At 34.1% G+C, this 18,001-nt stretch carries 12 protein-coding genes; 4 read left to right on the top strand and 8 right to left on the bottom strand.

Going from position 1 to position 18,001, the window contains the following annotated elements; translation table 11 throughout:
- Positions 1-458: 458 nt before the first annotated feature.
- Positions 459-1,364, top strand: coding sequence for a vWA domain-containing protein (locus D5R40_RS09960; RefSeq protein WP_124145651.1), 906 nt, complete (start codon positions 459-461; stop codon positions 1,362-1,364).
- A gap of 214 nt (positions 1,365-1,578) precedes the next feature.
- On the opposite strand, the gene D5R40_RS09955 is transcribed toward D5R40_RS09960, so the two are convergent.
- The 6 genes from D5R40_RS09955 to D5R40_RS34950 all read right to left on the bottom strand — a co-directional run bounded on the left by D5R40_RS09955 (position 1,579) and on the right by D5R40_RS34950 (position 11,493).
- On the bottom strand, positions 1,579-3,732 hold the full coding sequence (locus D5R40_RS09955) for an amylo-alpha-1,6-glucosidase (protein ID WP_124154581.1): 2,154 nt from the start codon (positions 3,730-3,732) through the stop codon (positions 1,579-1,581).
- Positions 3,733-4,263: 531 nt separating this feature from the next.
- Complete coding sequence (locus D5R40_RS09950) at positions 4,264-6,030, bottom strand: hypothetical protein (protein WP_338043203.1); 1,767 nt, start codon at positions 6,028-6,030, stop codon at positions 4,264-4,266.
- A 726-nt stretch (positions 6,031-6,756) separates the two neighbouring features.
- On the bottom strand, positions 6,757-7,164 hold the full coding sequence (locus tag D5R40_RS09945) for a glycosyltransferase family 39 protein (RefSeq protein ID WP_124145649.1): 408 nt from the start codon (positions 7,162-7,164) through the stop codon (positions 6,757-6,759).
- Positions 7,165-7,432: 268 nt separating this feature from the next.
- Positions 7,433-9,049, bottom strand: coding sequence for a glycosyltransferase family 39 protein (locus D5R40_RS09940; protein ID WP_124154580.1), 1,617 nt, complete (start codon positions 9,047-9,049; stop codon positions 7,433-7,435).
- A gap of 516 nt (positions 9,050-9,565) precedes the next feature.
- Complete coding sequence (locus tag D5R40_RS09935; RefSeq protein WP_124154579.1) at positions 9,566-11,107, bottom strand: DUF6798 domain-containing protein; 1,542 nt, start codon at positions 11,105-11,107, stop codon at positions 9,566-9,568.
- A gap of 197 nt (positions 11,108-11,304) precedes the next feature.
- Positions 11,305-11,493: a hypothetical protein gene (locus D5R40_RS34950; RefSeq protein ID WP_124154578.1), complete on the bottom strand. Its 189-nt coding sequence runs from the start codon at positions 11,491-11,493 to the stop codon at positions 11,305-11,307.
- A 129-nt stretch (positions 11,494-11,622) separates the two neighbouring features.
- Here D5R40_RS34950 and D5R40_RS09925 point away from each other — a divergent pair, with 129 nt between their 5' ends.
- Both D5R40_RS09925 and D5R40_RS09920 read left to right on the top strand, forming a co-directional pair.
- Complete coding sequence (locus D5R40_RS09925) at positions 11,623-11,880, top strand: hypothetical protein (protein ID WP_124145645.1); 258 nt, start codon at positions 11,623-11,625, stop codon at positions 11,878-11,880.
- Complete coding sequence (locus D5R40_RS09920; RefSeq protein ID WP_124145644.1) at positions 11,877-12,176, top strand: hypothetical protein; 300 nt, start codon at positions 11,877-11,879, stop codon at positions 12,174-12,176. Before D5R40_RS09925 ends, D5R40_RS09920 begins: the two co-directional genes overlap by 4 nt.
- A gap of 109 nt (positions 12,177-12,285) precedes the next feature.
- Here the strand turns inward: D5R40_RS09920 and D5R40_RS09915 are convergent, their stop codons facing one another.
- The gene (locus D5R40_RS09915; protein WP_240039002.1) at positions 12,286-14,055 is read right to left on the bottom strand and encodes a hypothetical protein; all 1,770 of its coding nucleotides are present in this window, start codon (positions 14,053-14,055) and stop codon (positions 12,286-12,288) included.
- Between the two features lie 1,071 nt (positions 14,056-15,126).
- Here D5R40_RS09915 and D5R40_RS09905 point away from each other — a divergent pair.
- Positions 15,127-15,456 (top strand): cupin domain-containing protein, encoded by a 330-nt coding sequence (locus tag D5R40_RS09905; RefSeq protein ID WP_124154577.1) that lies wholly within the window; start codon positions 15,127-15,129, stop codon positions 15,454-15,456.
- A 442-nt stretch (positions 15,457-15,898) separates the two neighbouring features.
- On the opposite strand, the gene D5R40_RS09900 is transcribed toward D5R40_RS09905, so the two are convergent.
- Positions 15,899-17,446 (bottom strand): glycosyltransferase family 39 protein, encoded by a 1,548-nt coding sequence (locus D5R40_RS09900; RefSeq protein WP_124145641.1) that lies wholly within the window; start codon positions 17,444-17,446, stop codon positions 15,899-15,901.
- Between the last annotated feature and the right edge of the window lie 555 nt (positions 17,447-18,001).

Here is an 18,001-nt window from a genome sequence, read left to right as displayed (position 1 = left end):
AGGGCATTATTGGGTTTTTAGTCATTTGTCAAAAAAATTAGATGCGTTTTCCCTGCTTCTACGGCAAATCTCTCCCCAATATCTTATGTATAAGTATTCAGCTAGACATGATATTACACCTTCTTTTTTGCTTCTCCTGACTCCTGATCATAAAATCCGGTTATACAATTATCGCACCTGCGCTTCTTTCCTAAAATTTAGACATTTCTTGGAGTATTCCTACTTCTTCGCACCGTTCATATTCTTAAAAGCCTTCCGGACACAATATTAGTAGATATACGGAGTTTTTAAAGATACTGTGAAGATACGCCAAAATGCTTGCATACATCCGTAGTTTGATTTATTTTTATATTAAGCACCTACAAATAATTAATCTCAAACCCTTGTCACCCCGTGAGCTAAAACTTAGTTTATGGAAATGTCTATCAGATTAAAAGTAATTCAAAAATTGAAATATCATGCTTAAAACTTTAGCCAACTTTAGCTCCCTTGCTGCCATAAGTACCACAATGCTTTCAATGGTAGGAGTTCCTGTCGCAACTGCTGTAACAACTGCTGATGTAATCGTGGTCGTTGATGAATCTGGTTCTATGTATAATGAGCACGAATGGCTTGGAAGTATGATTCCAGATCTAGATGAAGCTCTTCAAAATGATGGTGTCACAAACAACCGTTTTGGTCTTGTGGGATTTGGTAGTTCTCTCTCGACGGGTTATTTGGGGCGCTCCATACCTGTAGGTGGGAGCTTTTTCGGTACTTCTGCCCAGTTTGTCACAGCAACTAACACCTTGGTACATCCTGGTGGTTTTGAAGATGGTTATTCTGCAATTGACTTTGCCCTGAGTAATTATTCTTTCCGTCCAGGTGCTGCTGTTAAGATGATCCTGGTAACTGATGAAGATCGAGATAATGGTAACTCTAGCCTTAACTTCACCAACATACTGGCTGCGTTGCAGAGGGGTTCTAGTCCTGATGATGATATTCTCTTGAATACTGTAATTGATGCCAACTTTATCGGCGACGCACTTGGCATAAGTTCTAATGGCAAATCTTATACTGCTGATGGTATGGGTGGATTCAATACGACCCAACTCCCATCCTTAAGTGGTATTGTTACTTCTAGTTTTCGTAACACTCAAATGGACTATGTAGACTTAGCCTTAGCTAGTGGCGGTGCTGTATGGAACTTGAACAAGCTACGAGATGGTGGCTTAAATGCAACCTCTTTTAGTAATGCGTTTATTGACATCAAGGTAGAAGAGATAACTCAATCTCCAGAACCAGTACCAGAACGAACTTCAACTCTAGCTCTAGTAGGCTTGGGTGTTCTTGGATCTATGCTTGGCTTGCCAAAGCAAAAGTAAAGCCTTAATCTAACAAAAATCACACAAAATCATCTGTTCTAGTGAAACTTATACATTGTATGGTCAAACAATCGCTGAGAGTCATTCTATATAAGGGAATTACGTCAATGATTTAAATTTGTGTAAGTCCTATTAACTGAAGTAAAGCAACCTCATAATCTCAGAGATTGCCTTAATTACAAATATTCCTCTAAATACAGTTTCCTTCTGAATTTTAACTAACTTGATGAATTACCGTCCAAGCTCGCAAAACTTCTGCAACACTCCACGCTTGAGCAATACAACCACGGGGTGTCATCGGTTCATTACCATCAAAAATTTCACTGATGCTGCCAATACCATGCACTGTTAAATGCTCTGCCATCGGTTTTAATAACTCCTCAGCTTTTGCTTGGTTGTTATAAACTCGTAGATGCGCTACAGCATAATGACCAATCAACCAACCCCAAACAGTACCTTGATGATAAGCACCATCTCGTTGATAAATATCGCCTCCATAAACACCTTTGTATTCAGGGTCGTCACTAGCTAGACTGCGTAACCCATAAGGAGTCAATAGCTTGTGCGTGCATATATCCATCACTTGTTTTTCCTGCTCTGGAGTTAGTAGAGGTGGGTAACTAAATTTCCCGATCGCTGGTAATGATAAGGCAAATATTTGATTAGGTCGCAAAGCAGCATCATTACCATTGGGTGTATCAAGTACATCGTAACAATAACCTTCCTCTTGATTCCAGAAACGAGCAAAACCCTTTTGCTTAATCAACCTTGCTAACCTTTCATAATCTAGATTATCCTTACCCAACTGTTGGGCAAACTTATCCATGATTTGCAGAGCATAATCTAGATTATCCTTACCCAACTGTTGGGCAAACTTATCCATGATTTGCAGAGCATTATACCAAAGCGCACTAATTTCAATGGGTTTACCAATACGCGGTGTCACTACCCAATCACCTACTTTGGCATCCATCCAAGTAATCTGTGAACCTGCTTCTCCGGCATAAATTAAGCCATCATCAGTATCTAACTGAATATTGTAACGAGTACCTCGACGATAGTAGTCAATGATTTCTGCTAAAATTGGAAACAATTCTACTAAAAGTTGGCGATCGCCTGTAGCTTCATAGTATGCACGAACTGCTTCAAAATACCAAAGTGTGGCATCTACAGTATTATAATCTGGTGTACTACTACCGTCGGGGAAGCGGTTTGGCAACATTCCTTGGTCAACATACTCAGCAAAGGTGAGCAAAATAGACCGGGCGATGTCAAATTGTTTTGTACAAATAGTTAAACCAGGTAAACTAATCATTGTGTCGCGGCCCCAGTCTTCAAACCAATGATAACCTGCAAGGATAGTTTTGCCGTATGGATGTTTGGACGATTTGCGATCGACAATAAATTGGTTAGCTGCTAATACTAATTGGTTTATCCAGTCTGGAGTTGGTTTTGCAGTAGGTTCTGGTTTTGTCTGGGCAAATGATTTCCAGAATTTAACGACTGGATTTTTGACTTCTGAGTTAGATGTTTTGGTAGTGGCAAATTTTTGGATTATTTGTTGTTCGTAATTATGATGAAAAGCTAGTTCTCTCTCGCCATTAGTAGTAGCATTTTCTTTTGTGCTGGCAACTATTGTTAGAGATTTACCTACTTCAATTTGTGCATGAAAAGTAACAGCGTGTAGGTGGTCTTCTAATTCTTGTTGACCGCGATATTTTTCTACTGCTAAGTTAAATCCGTAATACCAATTATTGGCGGGTGTGGATACTAATTTTTTGTCATCTCGATGAGTATCTGTCAGTAGATATAAGGGTGTTGCTTCAGGAAAAGCTCGTATACAGACTCCCTGTTTAATTTTGTCAGTACTGATTTGCCAATCTTGAGCGTTGGTATGATGATGATGATCGCGATGGTTAATTAATGCTTTAATTTCCAAGTTTAAGGGTTGGCTACCATTGCGCAAATTATAATTAATATAGGTGGTGTTTTCTCCTTGCTCCATCCAGATCCGCTTCTCTAATACCACGTCTGCAAATTGAAATTTCCATACTGGTATTGTTCCTTCTAGGTAGAAGCTTTCTGTTTGTTTATAACCTTCTGGGTTTGCTGTGCCATCGGCCCAACGGTTGCAGTAAAGAGGATAGTCTAGACCTTGATAATTGGCAGTTTCGTCTAGTTTTGTTAGCAATAATGTACGCCCTAATGGGGGTTTGAGTGCTGCTATGAGTAATCCATGATAGCGACGGGTTAGGATGTTAGCTACTGTACCAGAAGCGTAGCCTCCAATACCGTTTGTGACTAACCATTCGCGGGATTCAGTTATGTTGAGATTACTACAAGTTTCTCGATCGAAACTGATGACCATAAAATCAAATATTCACAATATATAAGTGCAGAGGTTTTTGTTAAAACCCGATTTCTTTATATCATAAAGGAAGAGGCAAGAAGGAAGAGGCAAGAAGGAAGGAGAAAGGAGAAAAAAGAAGGGAATAAGCAAAATACTAATACTAATTTTCTTAATTTTTTAGACAATCCAGAAGCAATATTTTAGGTACAAAATTCTATTGATTTGAAACTGGTTTGAGTTTCCAACCACACTTATGATTTTTGGTTATATTAGTCAGGGCAAACGCATCTCGTCAATAAACTAGGGGTAATTATCAATAAACCGGGTTTTATTGCGCTTGTTGACAATAGACTTTCAACATATAGTGTCTATAAAATCAAATAAACACTACATATAGGGAACGGCAAAATAAGATGCGTTTGCCCTGGGCGAGTACCACCCAATAACAAAAGTGTATCAGAATTTTTGGTACCGCGCAACCCTAATTCCCTCCCGCGCCGCTTTTTTTTTAGTGCTTAATGCAATGAAAAATCTAGTAATTTCTTTTATTTAAGATTTAAGCTCTAAAATACATTTTGCTTCTAATAAAACTAAGTCTTGAACATCTAGAACTTGACAACTTTTCTGAGCATTTAACAAACTGGGAACTACACCATTTTCCATCTGCATCTTAACTACAGCAGCAGCAGTATTATTTAATTGCCTCAGACGATGATTTTTCGTGACATATTCTAAAGTCAACCCTTGAGAATCTAACAACCAAAAATCAATTCCATATTTTTCAATAAAATTTTGTACCTGTTTTAAATCAGGACTATATTGTGCTTGGATTAAATCCTTAGCTCGTTGTTTTATTTCTCGATAATATCCCTGATGATAAGGTAAAGCATATTCCGAACCTACCAATATTGAACGTTGAGCAAAAGTAGGAATATTATTAGCTTCTAATGCTAAAGAAGCAACCCGAATATCTGAAGGTTGTTGGGCTAAATATTCATAAAGTTGGGGTACTTTTCCCACAACATAATTAGTCACAGGAAAGTTGTTGGTTAAAGCTGGATATAAAAGGAGGAGAATTAGCACTATATATAAGTAAGGGAACAGGGAACAGGGAACAGGGAACAGGGATTTTATAGGATGTGTAATTAATCTTCTATAGGAACTTAATATAGTTTGATTTTTTTCAACTGGTTTTGTTTGGAAGGGATGGTTGAGTAGATGAAATTTGTGCCAGACAAAATCAATTATTAAAGTGAAGGCTATCCCACCAGCTAAAGCCATGATTATTCTGAGACTATGTTGACTGTAACGACTGGGATGATGTAACCGAAATAGTAAAAAGTGAGCAGCTAAAAATATTCCGGTTGATGCTAATAATAATTCTGGTAAAAGGATGATTTTATGAGTGATTTTTTTGGCTAGGGGAAAATATCTTGAGCTTAAGAAGATGAGTAATAATCCTGCCCAAACTTGAGGAGGTAGGAAAGATTGAGATAACCATTCTGGGGGGATAATACCTGAGCGATCGCCTGTTAACCAAAAGTCAAAACTATTATTTGAAAAGAAGGAAGCTCTGCCTCCTGGCCAAAATTCTGGTAATTTTTGAGCTTCAGCTAATGTAACAATCGGACTATATTCGGAAGTATTCAAAGCATAGGGTAAAAGTACGAAAAAACCTGCGGTTAAACCAATAGCTAAAATGATAAATTTTGGGCGACTTCGGAAGTGGAGAAAATCTAAGACTAAGACAGCAAGACAGAGTAAAACTCCTTGGGGATAAAATAATCCGAGCAGAGCGATCGCTACAGCAATTCCTAACCAAGAATGTCTGAGGAAATAGTATAAAAATGCCAAAAATAAAGGATAGAAAAATGCTCTGGGGGTAGCGGAGATTAAGTCATCTTTTAGCCAGAGATTTTGATTCAAAAATAATGTGCTGAGAAATCCGGCGAGTGGCACTGGGAAGATTTCTATTTCTACTCTAAAACAATAGGTAGTTGTGATTAATCCTAATATGATTGGCAGAAATTTATTTAATAGTAAAGGTGGAATGCCTATGAGAGAAAATAATTGATAAAAATAGGTATATCCGGTGGGAGCAACAGATTGAAAATAGTCAGCAATAATATCGTTAGGAAAAAGTTCGGGATTGAGAAATCTTGCCATCCAAAAAACGTGGGAGCGAGCATCATCCTGGACTACATATTCATTACTAAAAGCGGGAATAATTCCTAAAATTCCACAAATTGCTGCTAAACCCAGACTTAAATAAAACCAAAATCTGACTGGAGTGGGTGCAGTTAAAAACTTATGCAAATTAATTTTTCCATAGTCCATAGATAGTTACAAAAAAATAGTTGTCAACTACTAAATTTCTATAAAAACAGCAAAAAAAATTATTTCCAGACAAAAAGTGACGGTACTCTAAAGATAAATTCTGACCTAATATAGCAACCGCCATAACTGTCGCCATAACTGTTAGGAGGCTTGACGCAAGATAAATTCTATTCTGTGTGAGAATTTATTTGATTTTTGATTTTTAGAGATGTCTATTCATTTTGACTCCTGACTTCTAAGAAATAACCTAGTTATTTGTAGCAAATATTTATCAAATTGGTGTAAGACAGAGAAATATTTTTCTCACTGTTCCTTGTTGTAGAGTAGTACCAAAGTTTCTAAAGATTCTATGAAGACAAACACTTCGTATCTATATAAAAATACCATAAGTAAAACTTATAGTAATGAACGTATTTATGTTGTTACACGGTTTTTACTTCTATGAATAATTAATAAAAATCAATATTATTTTGCTAATAAATAAAATTGTGACTCTCAACAATTCAGATATTAAATCTAAAAAACTGGAGAGTATTGTGTATGAATAATTATGTTAATTTGACACTTAGAATCAAGCAAATATGATAATAAAACCGTCAAAGTAAATAAACTATAACCCCGCGCTTCTTGAGCATATAAGACCAAAATTGGAGAAGTTGCCGTCAGAGCGATTGCTACTTCTCCAACTAATGATTTATTAAATAATTATCGGCATAACCAATAAACACAAGGAAATACTAACAAGCTAACTACAGCAGAAAAACTTCTGATTACTTCTATAGAGTTATCAAATAATTTTACCCACCATCTCAAAAGTATAAAATATATGGGAACCTGTTCGGGATTTTCTGTTGCTAAAGAGTTAATGGTACTAATAAAAGTTTTGTTAGAGTCGATATTTAGATATTGTTGTAAATTTTCCTGCTCGACTACACCAGATTTTTTCAGAATGTCAGAAAAATTTTCTTTTGTATAGCCAGCTATTCTTACAGAAGTAATTATCTCATCGTGCCAGTAAACTTTTCGGTCAATATTGATGAATCCGAAGTAGACTCCTAAGATTAAGATGATTATAATTAAGACTCTTAACCAATGAAAGTAAGATTTTTGCATCGAATATTCTGAGGTTTAAGTAATACCATTTCTCAAAAACTTTTCAACCCGTATCTTGAGTAGGGGAGTAGGGAACTAACCCCTAACCCCTCCCAAGAGGGGAAGTAAGGGAGTAGTCAACATAATAATAATTAATGCACTCCTAGGGTGCTAATTATCAAAAAAGTGATAAGGCTAGTGTTAATTACTTAATAATTGAAGTACTACCTAAGTATAGCTTTAATGCATGGTAATTGGTATAAATATTTATCCTGAATAACTACTTGATTTATTTCCGCTGACTCTTTTTTTCTGATGCTTTTAAAATCCAGAGTTCTCCACTGTTATGAACTAATTCTAGTGGGGAGTTTTCTTGTGTTTCTAATCGTGAAATTAAACTCCATTCTGGGCGAAATACAAACACATGACTAAAACCATCAGGAATTTCTGGTATATCACCCACTTCAACAAATTTAAATTTAACTTGAGGATTAAGTAAATAACTTAGAGAAGCTAATCTCAGGGAATGATTACTAATTACAAGTGGGTTGTTTGTTTGGTTAATTATTTTTGCTACTTGAGGGTCATAATAACTACTATATTTATGCCACCAAGTTTCTGCTTGGGAACTAATTCCACAAGATATTACTCCTACAGAAATTAGAGTAACTGTTACTATTTGCCAAAGTTTATATTGAACTTGGTTACTAAAGTTGCTTAAATTAGTAGCCAAAAGATAAGCAACAGATATTTTAATTCCTAAGTAACTGGGGATGAAATAACGAGGAATAGTTGAACGTTGTCCACCAGAGATTAAATCGGGAATTATCAAAGTCATGGGAGTTAATAATATCAAGGTTAAAATGAATATACTTACTGATTTAGGTGCATTCCGACAAATAAAATAAATTGAGTATATGACTAAGACTAAAGTTATCAATAATAGATACGGCCAGATTGTATTGAGACTTAATAAAGCATCATTATCAAAAACAATATTTTTGACATCAAATAATCTTTCTGGAGAGCCAATTTGAATATCAATAAAAGTAAAACCTAAATTAATCAACCATCTTTTCAACAAGGTTAATAAAGGTGCTGCTTGAGATACCCATTTTGTGCCATCGAAATGTTCAATTATTACTATAAACCATGGTAAAAAAATTAAAAATCCAGAAACAGATGCTAAGAGATAAGATTTGAATTTTTTGGTTAATTTTAGTTTTTCGATTAAAAGTATATATGATCCATGACCCAAGGCTAATAATATTGAAAAAAGATGAGTATATAGGGCAAAAATTAAACTTACTGTGTAAATTTGCCAGCTACGTTTAGTGGGGATTTTCATTGCCCGAAGTAAGGCAATACTTGATAATAAAATTGTTACTGTAAATAAACTATAAACCCGTGCTTCTTGAGCATATAATACTGAAATTGGAGAAACTGCCGTCAGAGCGATCGCTATTTCTCCAACTAATGGTTGATTGAACAATTCTCGGCATAACCAGTAAATACAAGGAAATATTAATAAGCTGGTCAAAGCTGAGAAACTTCTGGTTATTGCTACAGAATGACCGAATAATTTTACCCACCATCTGAGTAGTACAAAATAAATTGGTAAATGTTCGGGGTTTTCTGTTGCTAAAGAGTTGATAGTATTAATGACATTTTTATTAGAGTTAGTGCCTTGATACTGCTGGAAAAATTTCCCACTAATTATGCCAGCTTCATTGGTTATATCTTCTAATTCGCCCCTAGTATAACCAGCAATTCTTAAGGAGGTAATTGTTTCATCGTACCAGTAAACTTTGCGGTCAATATTTATGAATCTGAAACATATTCCTAAGATTAAGGTAATGGCAATAAATATTTTTAGCCAAGTAAAATAAGGTTTTTTATAGAACATTAAATCAGTTATCAGTTATCAGTTATCAGTACCTCCTGTAATAAGGAGGCAAGAAAATACGGAATCTTCTTTTTCTCTTTGTCTCATAGGTATGGCTCCGAGACCTCGCCATTCCACCCTACGGAAAGCTGCAAAGAGAAAAAGAAAATACGGAATCTTCTTTTTCTCTTTGTCTCATAGGTATGGCTCCGAGACCTCGCCATTCCACCCTACGGAAAGCTGCAAAGATTAACCGCTTTTTATCCTCTTAAAAGAAGAAGCTTCAGACTCAAATTTTTCGGTGATATATGGTAGATTTTACGTTCAATTTCATTAGGAATTTAAACCTCACTGACTTCTGACTCCTAATAAAGAACCTAGTCTGCTGTAATTATTTTTTTGCTTTCCCTAGATTAATTAGAGATTTTTCAGCATTTTTTGTTAGTAATTTTTTTGAACTTTATCAAACAGGGAATATTTTGTCAATGATAACTGTTTATATAAAGGAAGAAAAGAAGAAAAATTTTTCAATAGTAGCTATTTTTCAATAATTTGATACATCTTATATAAATTATCGATATAAGTTCTTTCTACTCCTGAACATTGAATAGAATCATCATTTTTAATAATTATATGAGTTATCTGATATTTATCAATTAAATTTTGCAAAGCCTGACATTTAGCTATGGCAGAATTATCATAAAACTGCTGTGCCATTAATAATCTATTGTGCCATTCAATAACTTCTGTATCTTTGTAGGGATGAGATTTAAGATTAATCAAAATTGGCGCACCTGTAGCAATTCTAAAATCAACGAATTTTCCAGAAGCGTAAGGAACTAAATATATATCTCCCGCCTGTTTATTTTCTTTGACATATTCCATAATAATTGGCGTATCTTTTTGATTAATAGTTAGCTTTTCTAGTTGTATTCCCACTCCTGACAAGATGAATAGATATATTCCTACTAAAGTTCCAATTTCAAGCAGTTTTTTGTATTTCAGAATTTGAGGATAATATCTCTCAAAAATAACAGCCACAATATAGGCACTTATCATACAAGTAGAAATCGGAACTAAAAAAGCGGAGACTCGCCAAGGAGTAAGAAACGCCAAAGTATTACTGACAGAAATTATTTGAATTATTGTCAGAATAGTTGCTGTGGCAAAGGGAAAAAACAAGATAAAAAATAGTCTATTTTTGCGGAGAAGATAGAGAGCGATCGCTACTACTAAAATTTGTATTGTGGCGGCAGGTTCAGTTAACCAAATATCGGGGAAGGAATGATGGGGAATTCGATTTACAAGTAAACTTTCAGAAATTTGAAAAAGCTCTGGAGATGTGGGTCTAAAAGTAATAGTCATATAACTGACTACTGGTAATACAAAGATAAATGAAACAACACCTATTAATAATGATTTTTTGAGATTATTTTCATTTTTATAAGTGAGAATAAGATAAGCTAAAGTTAGTAAAGCTGCACTAGGGAGATATGTGGGATGAAAGGTTGCAGCTATTCCTAAAGCTAATACTGCCAAAAAAGGTTTTTTTCTCAGAAAGGCATAGATAGAAAAGATAATTAATACTCCAAATGTACAGGGTTGAAAATAGTCACCGAGAATATATTGTTCGGCTAAACCATAGTGGAGATGTACATGAGTTTTAAAGTCAAATATTCTGATTTGTAGACAGTGGATAGTCAGGAGGAGGAGAAAATAAATGAGTAGTTTCAGTCGGGAAGTATTAATTTTGAAAATTATAGAAGCAATGCCAAGTATACTGTAAATGTAGATGCCAAAAATTAGGATGTAATAGAAGTAGAAAAAGTTTTCGTGGAGGTAAGTATAAGTAATTTGAACTAAAAAAGTAAAAGCGGGTAAAGGGTCGAGTGTATTAGCTAACCAATCTTTGTTTAAATAACCAGAACCAGCTTTAGCTAATCCTTGTAAAAATTTAGTATGTTGATTTGAGGTATATAGAGGGTCTTGAGTATAGGAAATTCCGAAAATTAAGCCTAAGATAAAAATTTGAGCTATGGGATTGAGGATTTGATTTTTCAATGTGCTAATTTTCACCATTTCATTACCTTAAAGAAGGAAGAAGTAAAAAGTGGATGGGGATACTGAAAAGTTACTACTTCATGGGATTAACCCTAACTAATTATAGACACTGTGTAGATATAAGGTATTAAATCCAGATAGAATTCATCTAGAAAAGATAATACTAGAAAATTTACAACTAATAACTGAAATAATACCAATTTGAAAAAATAATGCTACAAAAAGGTAGATATCGACCGCGCATGCTTAAAAATAGCCGTTCCAATTAATTTTAGATATTTATATCTATTTTTCCCCCCTTTTTTTTCGATATTTCCTCCTTCTTCCTTCTTCCTTCTTCCCTCTTCCTTCTTTCTTGCTTCTAGCATTTGTAACAAACATTTATCAAAATGGTATAACACCATATTGTAAATTTATTTAGAAGTTAATCTTAATCTCTGTTGCCCAAAAACATAGAACTATATAGCCGATCAAGCGATAAATTTTTGTATAATTTTCAAGAAGTCTACTAAATATTTATCTGATGATAAGCCATGTCAAAAAAAATTAATCTTCCTGAACCTATAGGTTTTATTTTTGCCTTTGTATTAGGATTATATTTGTTATTTGGTTCTGAACTGACAACCCTAAAATGTAAACGCCTCCAGTTAAACCAAAAAGTAACCTGTGAAGTTACTTATTTTGGCTTGCGTGGAAAACGTATTACTGTAATTATTCCAGGACAGCTTCAAGGTACTAAAAAAAGCGAATGGGTCATAAACGAAAGAGTGGATATGGAATATTTCTTTTGACTGAATATGATGAAATTCCAATACAAGAAGCTTTTTCTGCTTCAAGTGAATTAGTAGCTACTCAAAAAGTAGACCGGATTAATAATTTTTTGAATAACCCAGAACAAATGTCGCTTGAAATGCTACAGCATCCTAACTGGTTTATAGTTTTTTGGGGAATTATATTTGTTATTTCGCCTATATTATTTATTGGTACTTATGTTTTAGGTTATGGAGAAAGGAAATCTAGCATCCGGAGAATTCAAAGAGAAATCTCCTACCCTTATCATGAGGATGAAAAATCAGATATAAGTTAGCTAAAAGCAAGTTTAAATTTAACAAAAGAATGGCAAAACTGTAATCTCGATAACGATAAATTAAATATAGAAAAAAGAGGTTGCTAATTTCAGTATTTTTTCTTATTGCTTATTCAAGCAAAATACATTTACTTTCCAAAACCCATAATTTTTCTGTTTCTAAAACCGAACATTTATCTATAGTGCCAACTATGGCAGGGATAGTTCCATTTTGGAGGTTAATTTCAATCTGATTTCCCATTTGATGATACCACTGTCTCAACCAACGATTCTTCAGAACATATTCTGGCATAAATACTTGACGGTCTAAGATTAAAAAATCTATTTCATAAGTATTGATAAAATTCTGAATCAATTGAATATCTGAATGATACTGAGCAAAAATAAATTCTGTAGCTCGTTGTTTAATTTGATTGTAATAACCGAGATGATAAGGAATGGCATATTCCCAGGCAAACAATACCGAACGTTGAGAAAATGTAGGAATATAATCCACCTCTTCTGAAAGAGAAGCAACGAGAATATCTTTTGGTTGTTGAGCAAAAAATTCATAAATTTCTGGAGATTTACCTCTTCGATAATTAAGGTGAGAAAGATTTTTCCACAAGCTAAAATTACCAATAAGTAAAATCCCTAAAAATCCAATAAAAATTAATCCTGAAAATCTTCTAATTTTGTCAGATGGCTGTTGAATTAGCCACTGAAATACGGCATCTAAAATTATGCACAAAACAACGGCAGTTGCTATAGCTAAAATTATCCGAAAACTATAATTTGTGTAACGACTTGGTAAATGTAACTTGAATAATAAAAGATGAGCTGCCACGAATAAAACTACACCAGCAAAAAAAATCTGAACTAACAATTTAATATTCGGTGTTATTTTTTGAATTAAAGGTAGTCTTCTGAGAAAATTTTTTGCCCCATCAAAGTTATAAATTTCTTCTTCTTCCTTCTGCCTTCTGCCTTCTGCCTCCTGCCTTCTGCCTTCTTCCTTCTTCCTTCTTCCTTCTTCCTTCTGAAAAAGTATTGGCAAAAATAATCCAAGTATTAATATGCGAGGCAGAAATAATTGTTGAGGTAAAATGCCACTACGACTGCCGAAGATGAAAAAATCCCAAAAATTTTGTAAGAAAAAAGGACCTCTACCAGCTTGGCCAAATTCTGGCAAAACTTTTGCTTGAAATGCTGTAATTACAGGTTCATAATTACTAGAATTTAAAGCATAAAAGAAAATCACCAACAAACTTAATCCTAAACCTACTCCACTAAAAAGATAATCCTGTGGATTTTTGCTCAGACAAAACCTCCCTTTTTCCCAGTTTAAAAGTCTAATAATTAAAATCAAAGCAGTCAGGATAACATATTGAGGATAAAATAATCCCAACAGAGCGATCGCTACTAAAAATGGAACTAATGATTTTCGTAATAAATAGTATAAAACTGCCAGAAATAAAGGACATAAAAAAGCTCTCGGTGTGCCAGAAGCTATGTCATCTTGAAGCCAGATATTTTGACTTAATAATACTGAGGCCATAAAACCAGCAAAAGGTATGGGTAATATCTGAAAACAAATTCCAAAACAGTAGGCAGCAGTTATTAAACTTAAAGGTAATGGTAATAATTTATTCAGGAACATTGGGTCTATTCCTACTTGGAAAAATAGCCAATAGAAAATTTTATAACCCCATGGTGCAACAGACTGAAAATAATCAGCAATTAAATCATTAGGAAATAATTCTGGGTCGAAAAAACGACGCATCCAAAAAACGTGCTGTCTTGCATCATCTTGCACAATATATTCTCCCCTAAATGCTTGTTTAAGTGCTAGTAAACTATATATTGCTGCGAAGGTTAAGCTGAGAATTAGCCAGAACATTTTCTGATTTGTTTTTGGGGTATTTGATGGGATTAAAATTTGTTTAAGCTTTTGGATATACATGATTTTGTAGTAACGGTGTAGATTCAAAGCGTGCCTTGCTTACAGCCTGCTTCAACCTTATTTTTACTATGTTATATTGATTTATGTTGACTACTCCCCGGACTTAAGTCACGGGGATTCTAAGCAGATACTACGCAACAGGATAAATCCGTGTTGCTCCGTTTCTTCTTAGCTGACCAAAGATATATTCTTTGGGGACAAGTCAAACTTGCCAATACCAATCCTGGCTTTAAAATATAATTGCCGACCATAGTATATGCCCATGTTAGTTAGTTTGTGAGACTGTTCGCACAAGAATGTTAAAATGGGAATTAATTCAGGATTTTTACCTACTAAAACTTGCTGACAACAGTACATTTGAAACGGGCAGACCGAACAGTTATTGTAGGTATTGAAGAAGGAGACAGGAGACAGGAGACAGGAGACAGGAGGAAAATTACATGGGGATTCTAACCCCAAGTAATTTTGAACACCGTGTAGACGGTGGGGTATTAAACCCACAAATAAAATGATAATAACACAGGACAACTAAAGTTGTCTAGTCTAAGCGACTCGCTTGTTTTCATCCCCCGGTTAAAACACGGGGGCCTTCAACGTCGCTTTTCGGTAATTGCTTATCTATAGCGCTACGCACTAGGGAATAGGGAACAGGGAACAGGGAATAGCAAACTGTCACAAATGCATTGTTTATTTGCTAACTCATAATATACAAAGATACATAAGATCCAAACTTTTCAAAAGTATCTATGTATACAAGACTCAAAATTATTTCTCTTAAAAATTAAGCGATAGATACCGATGGCCCACAAACGTAAAAACGTAAATAAGTAATAGGAAAAATAGAGCTACCTTGAAAAGCTTTGAAAAATATGCAAATACTAACTAGGACTCATCAATTTTCTCATCTTTTAGATAGAAAGTCAGATTTATTTGGATGTGTGCGTGTAGGTAATGGATTAGTAAAAAAAATGAAAGTAACCAGTCAAAAAAATGGAGGTTTTAAATTAAATGATACTTTCTAGTGATAGCATTCCCCTAGTCAGAGGATACTGTGGCGCTCTTAGAAAACTTGTATTAGAAGGACTAGCTCAACTTGAATATCTTGTTGTAGATAAAGCAGAAAAGCATTATCATAAGAAGACTACGGAATATTATTATGTACTTGAAGGAACAGGACATATATCTCTTGACGATAATATACAACCTATTAAAAAAGGTGATGTGATTACAATAAAACCTGGGGTAAAACATCAGGCAATTGAAGGTCATACTCCCTTAGAAATTCTTGTAATTCAAGTACCTCCTGTTCAAGGTGACTGTTATATTGTAAATGAATAGCTTCAACTTTGTGCTGAAAGTTCAAAAGTAAGAAAGGGTTGAAAAGGCGTTAGTAAATCTACATCATAATTAAGATATTTGGACTAACCGTAATCAACATCAGAATTATGAATACCCCTTTCATTACTTGCTCCCGAATAACTAATAAACGAAATAATCTGTAGGGACGTTGCATGCAAAATCTCTACCTATTCCTTAAGCACAAAAATCATAGCTAAATTCACCAACACCTTGAAAATTTGTGAGTTATAAAGGGAGTTACCTGAAATTTAAGATATATCCCCCTAGAAATAAATTTTCTACCCCACACTTTCTAGGGTTTTTTAGAATTTTACTTCATACAAATAATTCAAACAAAACTGTATTGTTTCTTTGTTATAGCAAGCAAGGAGTTGGTTAGGACTTATGCGGATGATGAACCTTAGATAAAGAAATGCTTTTCCTACTGTTCCCTGCTATAACTCATATCATATAGATATACATAAGACCCTGGTTTTTCAAAGGTATCCATTCTCAGACCAATTTCATCCAGATAATAATTTAAAAATTTCCTTTCTGCGGGAATATGAGTATGAGAAAATAATAACCAAACTCTTTTATTCCCCCGCAGTTTATCTAAGTCTTTTTCATATCTTGTCATTTCAGCAATTGATAATTCTTGACCGTCATATTTATCTAAGTCATCCACACCAATAATATAATCTCCCTCTTGATAACCATATTTTTCTGCATAATACTGAAACTGATATATACCTCGTTGATAAATATATAAAATGTCTCCTGGTTGCTGATGTTTTTGAATATAATTCAGCACAGGTTTAATTTCTGAATAAGTTCTCGGGTCTTCTATCAAATCAATAGCTTTTGATAAGGGTTTATATAACAATAAGATAACCAATAAAATCCCAATAATTTTTATCGGTCGAGATTTAGGTTTACTCAGAATATAACCTCCACCTGCTGCAATGAGAAAAATTACGAATGGTGTGAGAAATAAAACTAGACGACTCCGAAATGGGTATTGGTGTAAAAAGGATGCTAAAAAAGTTACGAATAATGGAGAAAGTAACAACAACAAAATTTCTTTTCTGCTCAACCAACAAGAAATACAACCTACTAAAAAAAGGATAATAGCTAATCCATCCATCCATTTAGTAAAACCCAAAGGTTTATAGAAAAATTTGCCAAAAGTATCTAACATCCAAACAATATCAAATGGGGAATTAGGAAAACCATCCCCCCAAGAAGTTGTGAGAGTTTCGTTGCCAGTTAAATTTATCAGAGATACAAAATAGAAAATGATAAAACTTAATAACCAACCTGAGTAAATTACTAATAACTGTTTGGTTTGACTAAAGTTTTTCTGCCATAAATTAATTAGTAAAGCACTACCCCCAATACTTGCCAAAATCAAGATAGAAGGATGAGAAAACCAAATAGCGATCGCTCCGAGCAAACCAAATTTAATTATTTGACCAAAGTTCAATTTTGCCTTAACCAAAGGTAGTAATAATAGATATAAAAGGAGAGCGATCGCTACATCACTAGAATATTGTTTTACTTCTGCGGAATAGTAGACTAAGTATTCCAAACTGGCAAACAAAATTAAACCGATAGGAATAGCAGATTTAGGAATCAACTTTTTTGCTAATTCATAAAATACAAACAACGAACCTACGCCACAAATAAAAGGAAATAATCGTAGAGCATACTCGTTATTCCCTAATATCTTAACTGCCAATTTTTCTACCATCAAAAAACCAATTGGGGCACCTTGGTCATAATCCAAAGGTTGGAATAATTCCAAATAAGAACGATTGACAATATTCAAAGCCAAAACCGCTTCATCCGCCCAAAGAGAACGATTAGATAAATATTGAACTAACCTTAAAGCTACCCCAAAAGCAATAATTAAATATGGCAGTATTTGATTTTCAAGGAAAAACTTAAAATCTGGTAAACCAAACTTTTTATCCCTAATAATTTCCATGTTAATTCAAAAGTCAAAAGTCAAAAGTAAGATTTTATAGAGCTACAAAACTTTAATTTTACAGTAATTTACCGAAATTATTGAACATTTAAAGTTGAAAATTATTTGTGACATAGTCAATTCAAAAGTTAAAAGTTAAAAGTTAAAAGTAAGATTTTATAGAGCTACAGAACTTTAATTTTACAGTAATTTACCGAAATTATTTACAGCATATTTCGGGCAAATGAGGTACAAGCTTGAATAGTAAAATCATTGTAGTGCGGGCATCTTGCCCGCGACAGGTGTACCTCATAACAACGGGAAGCGCTTTAACATTTAAAATTTGAAACTATTATACCAATTTGAAAAAAGAATGCTATATTTAAGTGACATTTCAATTATTAAGTAATTAACACAAGCTGAATTTTTTTTCGATAATTATTAGCCATTTATTGTTAATTATTCTTATTTTTACCTCTCCCCTACTCCCTCACTCCCCTACTCCCCCGCTCAATAAAATGTACAAAACATTTATCAAATTGGTATTAGTCAAGCTTTTATCTAGAACTAAAAAAA

Origin of the sequence: Okeania hirsuta (assembly GCF_003838195.1) — a bacterium.
Taxonomy (GTDB): Bacteria; Cyanobacteriota; Cyanobacteriia; order Cyanobacteriales; family Microcoleaceae; genus Okeania; species Okeania hirsuta.
The sequence above is the reverse complement of the archived record's forward strand: the minus strand, read 5'-3'. Positions and strand labels throughout refer to the sequence as shown.

Excerpts from the sequence above, each read along its gene's own strand:
- D5R40_RS09900 (WP_124145641.1), bottom strand. The coding sequence starts at position 17,446 with ATGGAAATTATTAGGGATAAAAAGTTTGGTTTACCAGATTTTAAGTTT.
- D5R40_RS09925 (WP_124145645.1), top strand. The coding sequence starts at position 11,623 with ATGTCAAAAAAAATTAATCTTCCTGAACCTATAGGTTTTATTTTTGCC.
- D5R40_RS09945 (WP_124145649.1), bottom strand. The coding sequence starts at position 7,164 with ATGCAAAAATCTTACTTTCATTGGTTAAGAGTCTTAATTATAATCATC.
- D5R40_RS09955 (WP_124154581.1), bottom strand. The coding sequence starts at position 3,732 with ATGGTCATCAGTTTCGATCGAGAAACTTGTAGTAATCTCAACATAACT.
- D5R40_RS34950 (WP_124154578.1), bottom strand. The coding sequence starts at position 11,493 with ATGGTGTTATACCATTTTGATAAATGTTTGTTACAAATGCTAGAAGCA.
- D5R40_RS09935 (WP_124154579.1), bottom strand. The coding sequence starts at position 11,107 with ATGGTGAAAATTAGCACATTGAAAAATCAAATCCTCAATCCCATAGCT.
- D5R40_RS09960 (WP_124145651.1), top strand. The coding sequence starts at position 459 with ATGCTTAAAACTTTAGCCAACTTTAGCTCCCTTGCTGCCATAAGTACC.
- D5R40_RS09940 (WP_124154580.1), bottom strand. The coding sequence starts at position 9,049 with ATGTTCTATAAAAAACCTTATTTTACTTGGCTAAAAATATTTATTGCC.
- D5R40_RS09905 (WP_124154577.1), top strand. The coding sequence starts at position 15,127 with ATGATACTTTCTAGTGATAGCATTCCCCTAGTCAGAGGATACTGTGGC.
- D5R40_RS09915 (WP_240039002.1), bottom strand. The coding sequence starts at position 14,055 with ATGTTCTGGCTAATTCTCAGCTTAACCTTCGCAGCAATATATAGTTTA.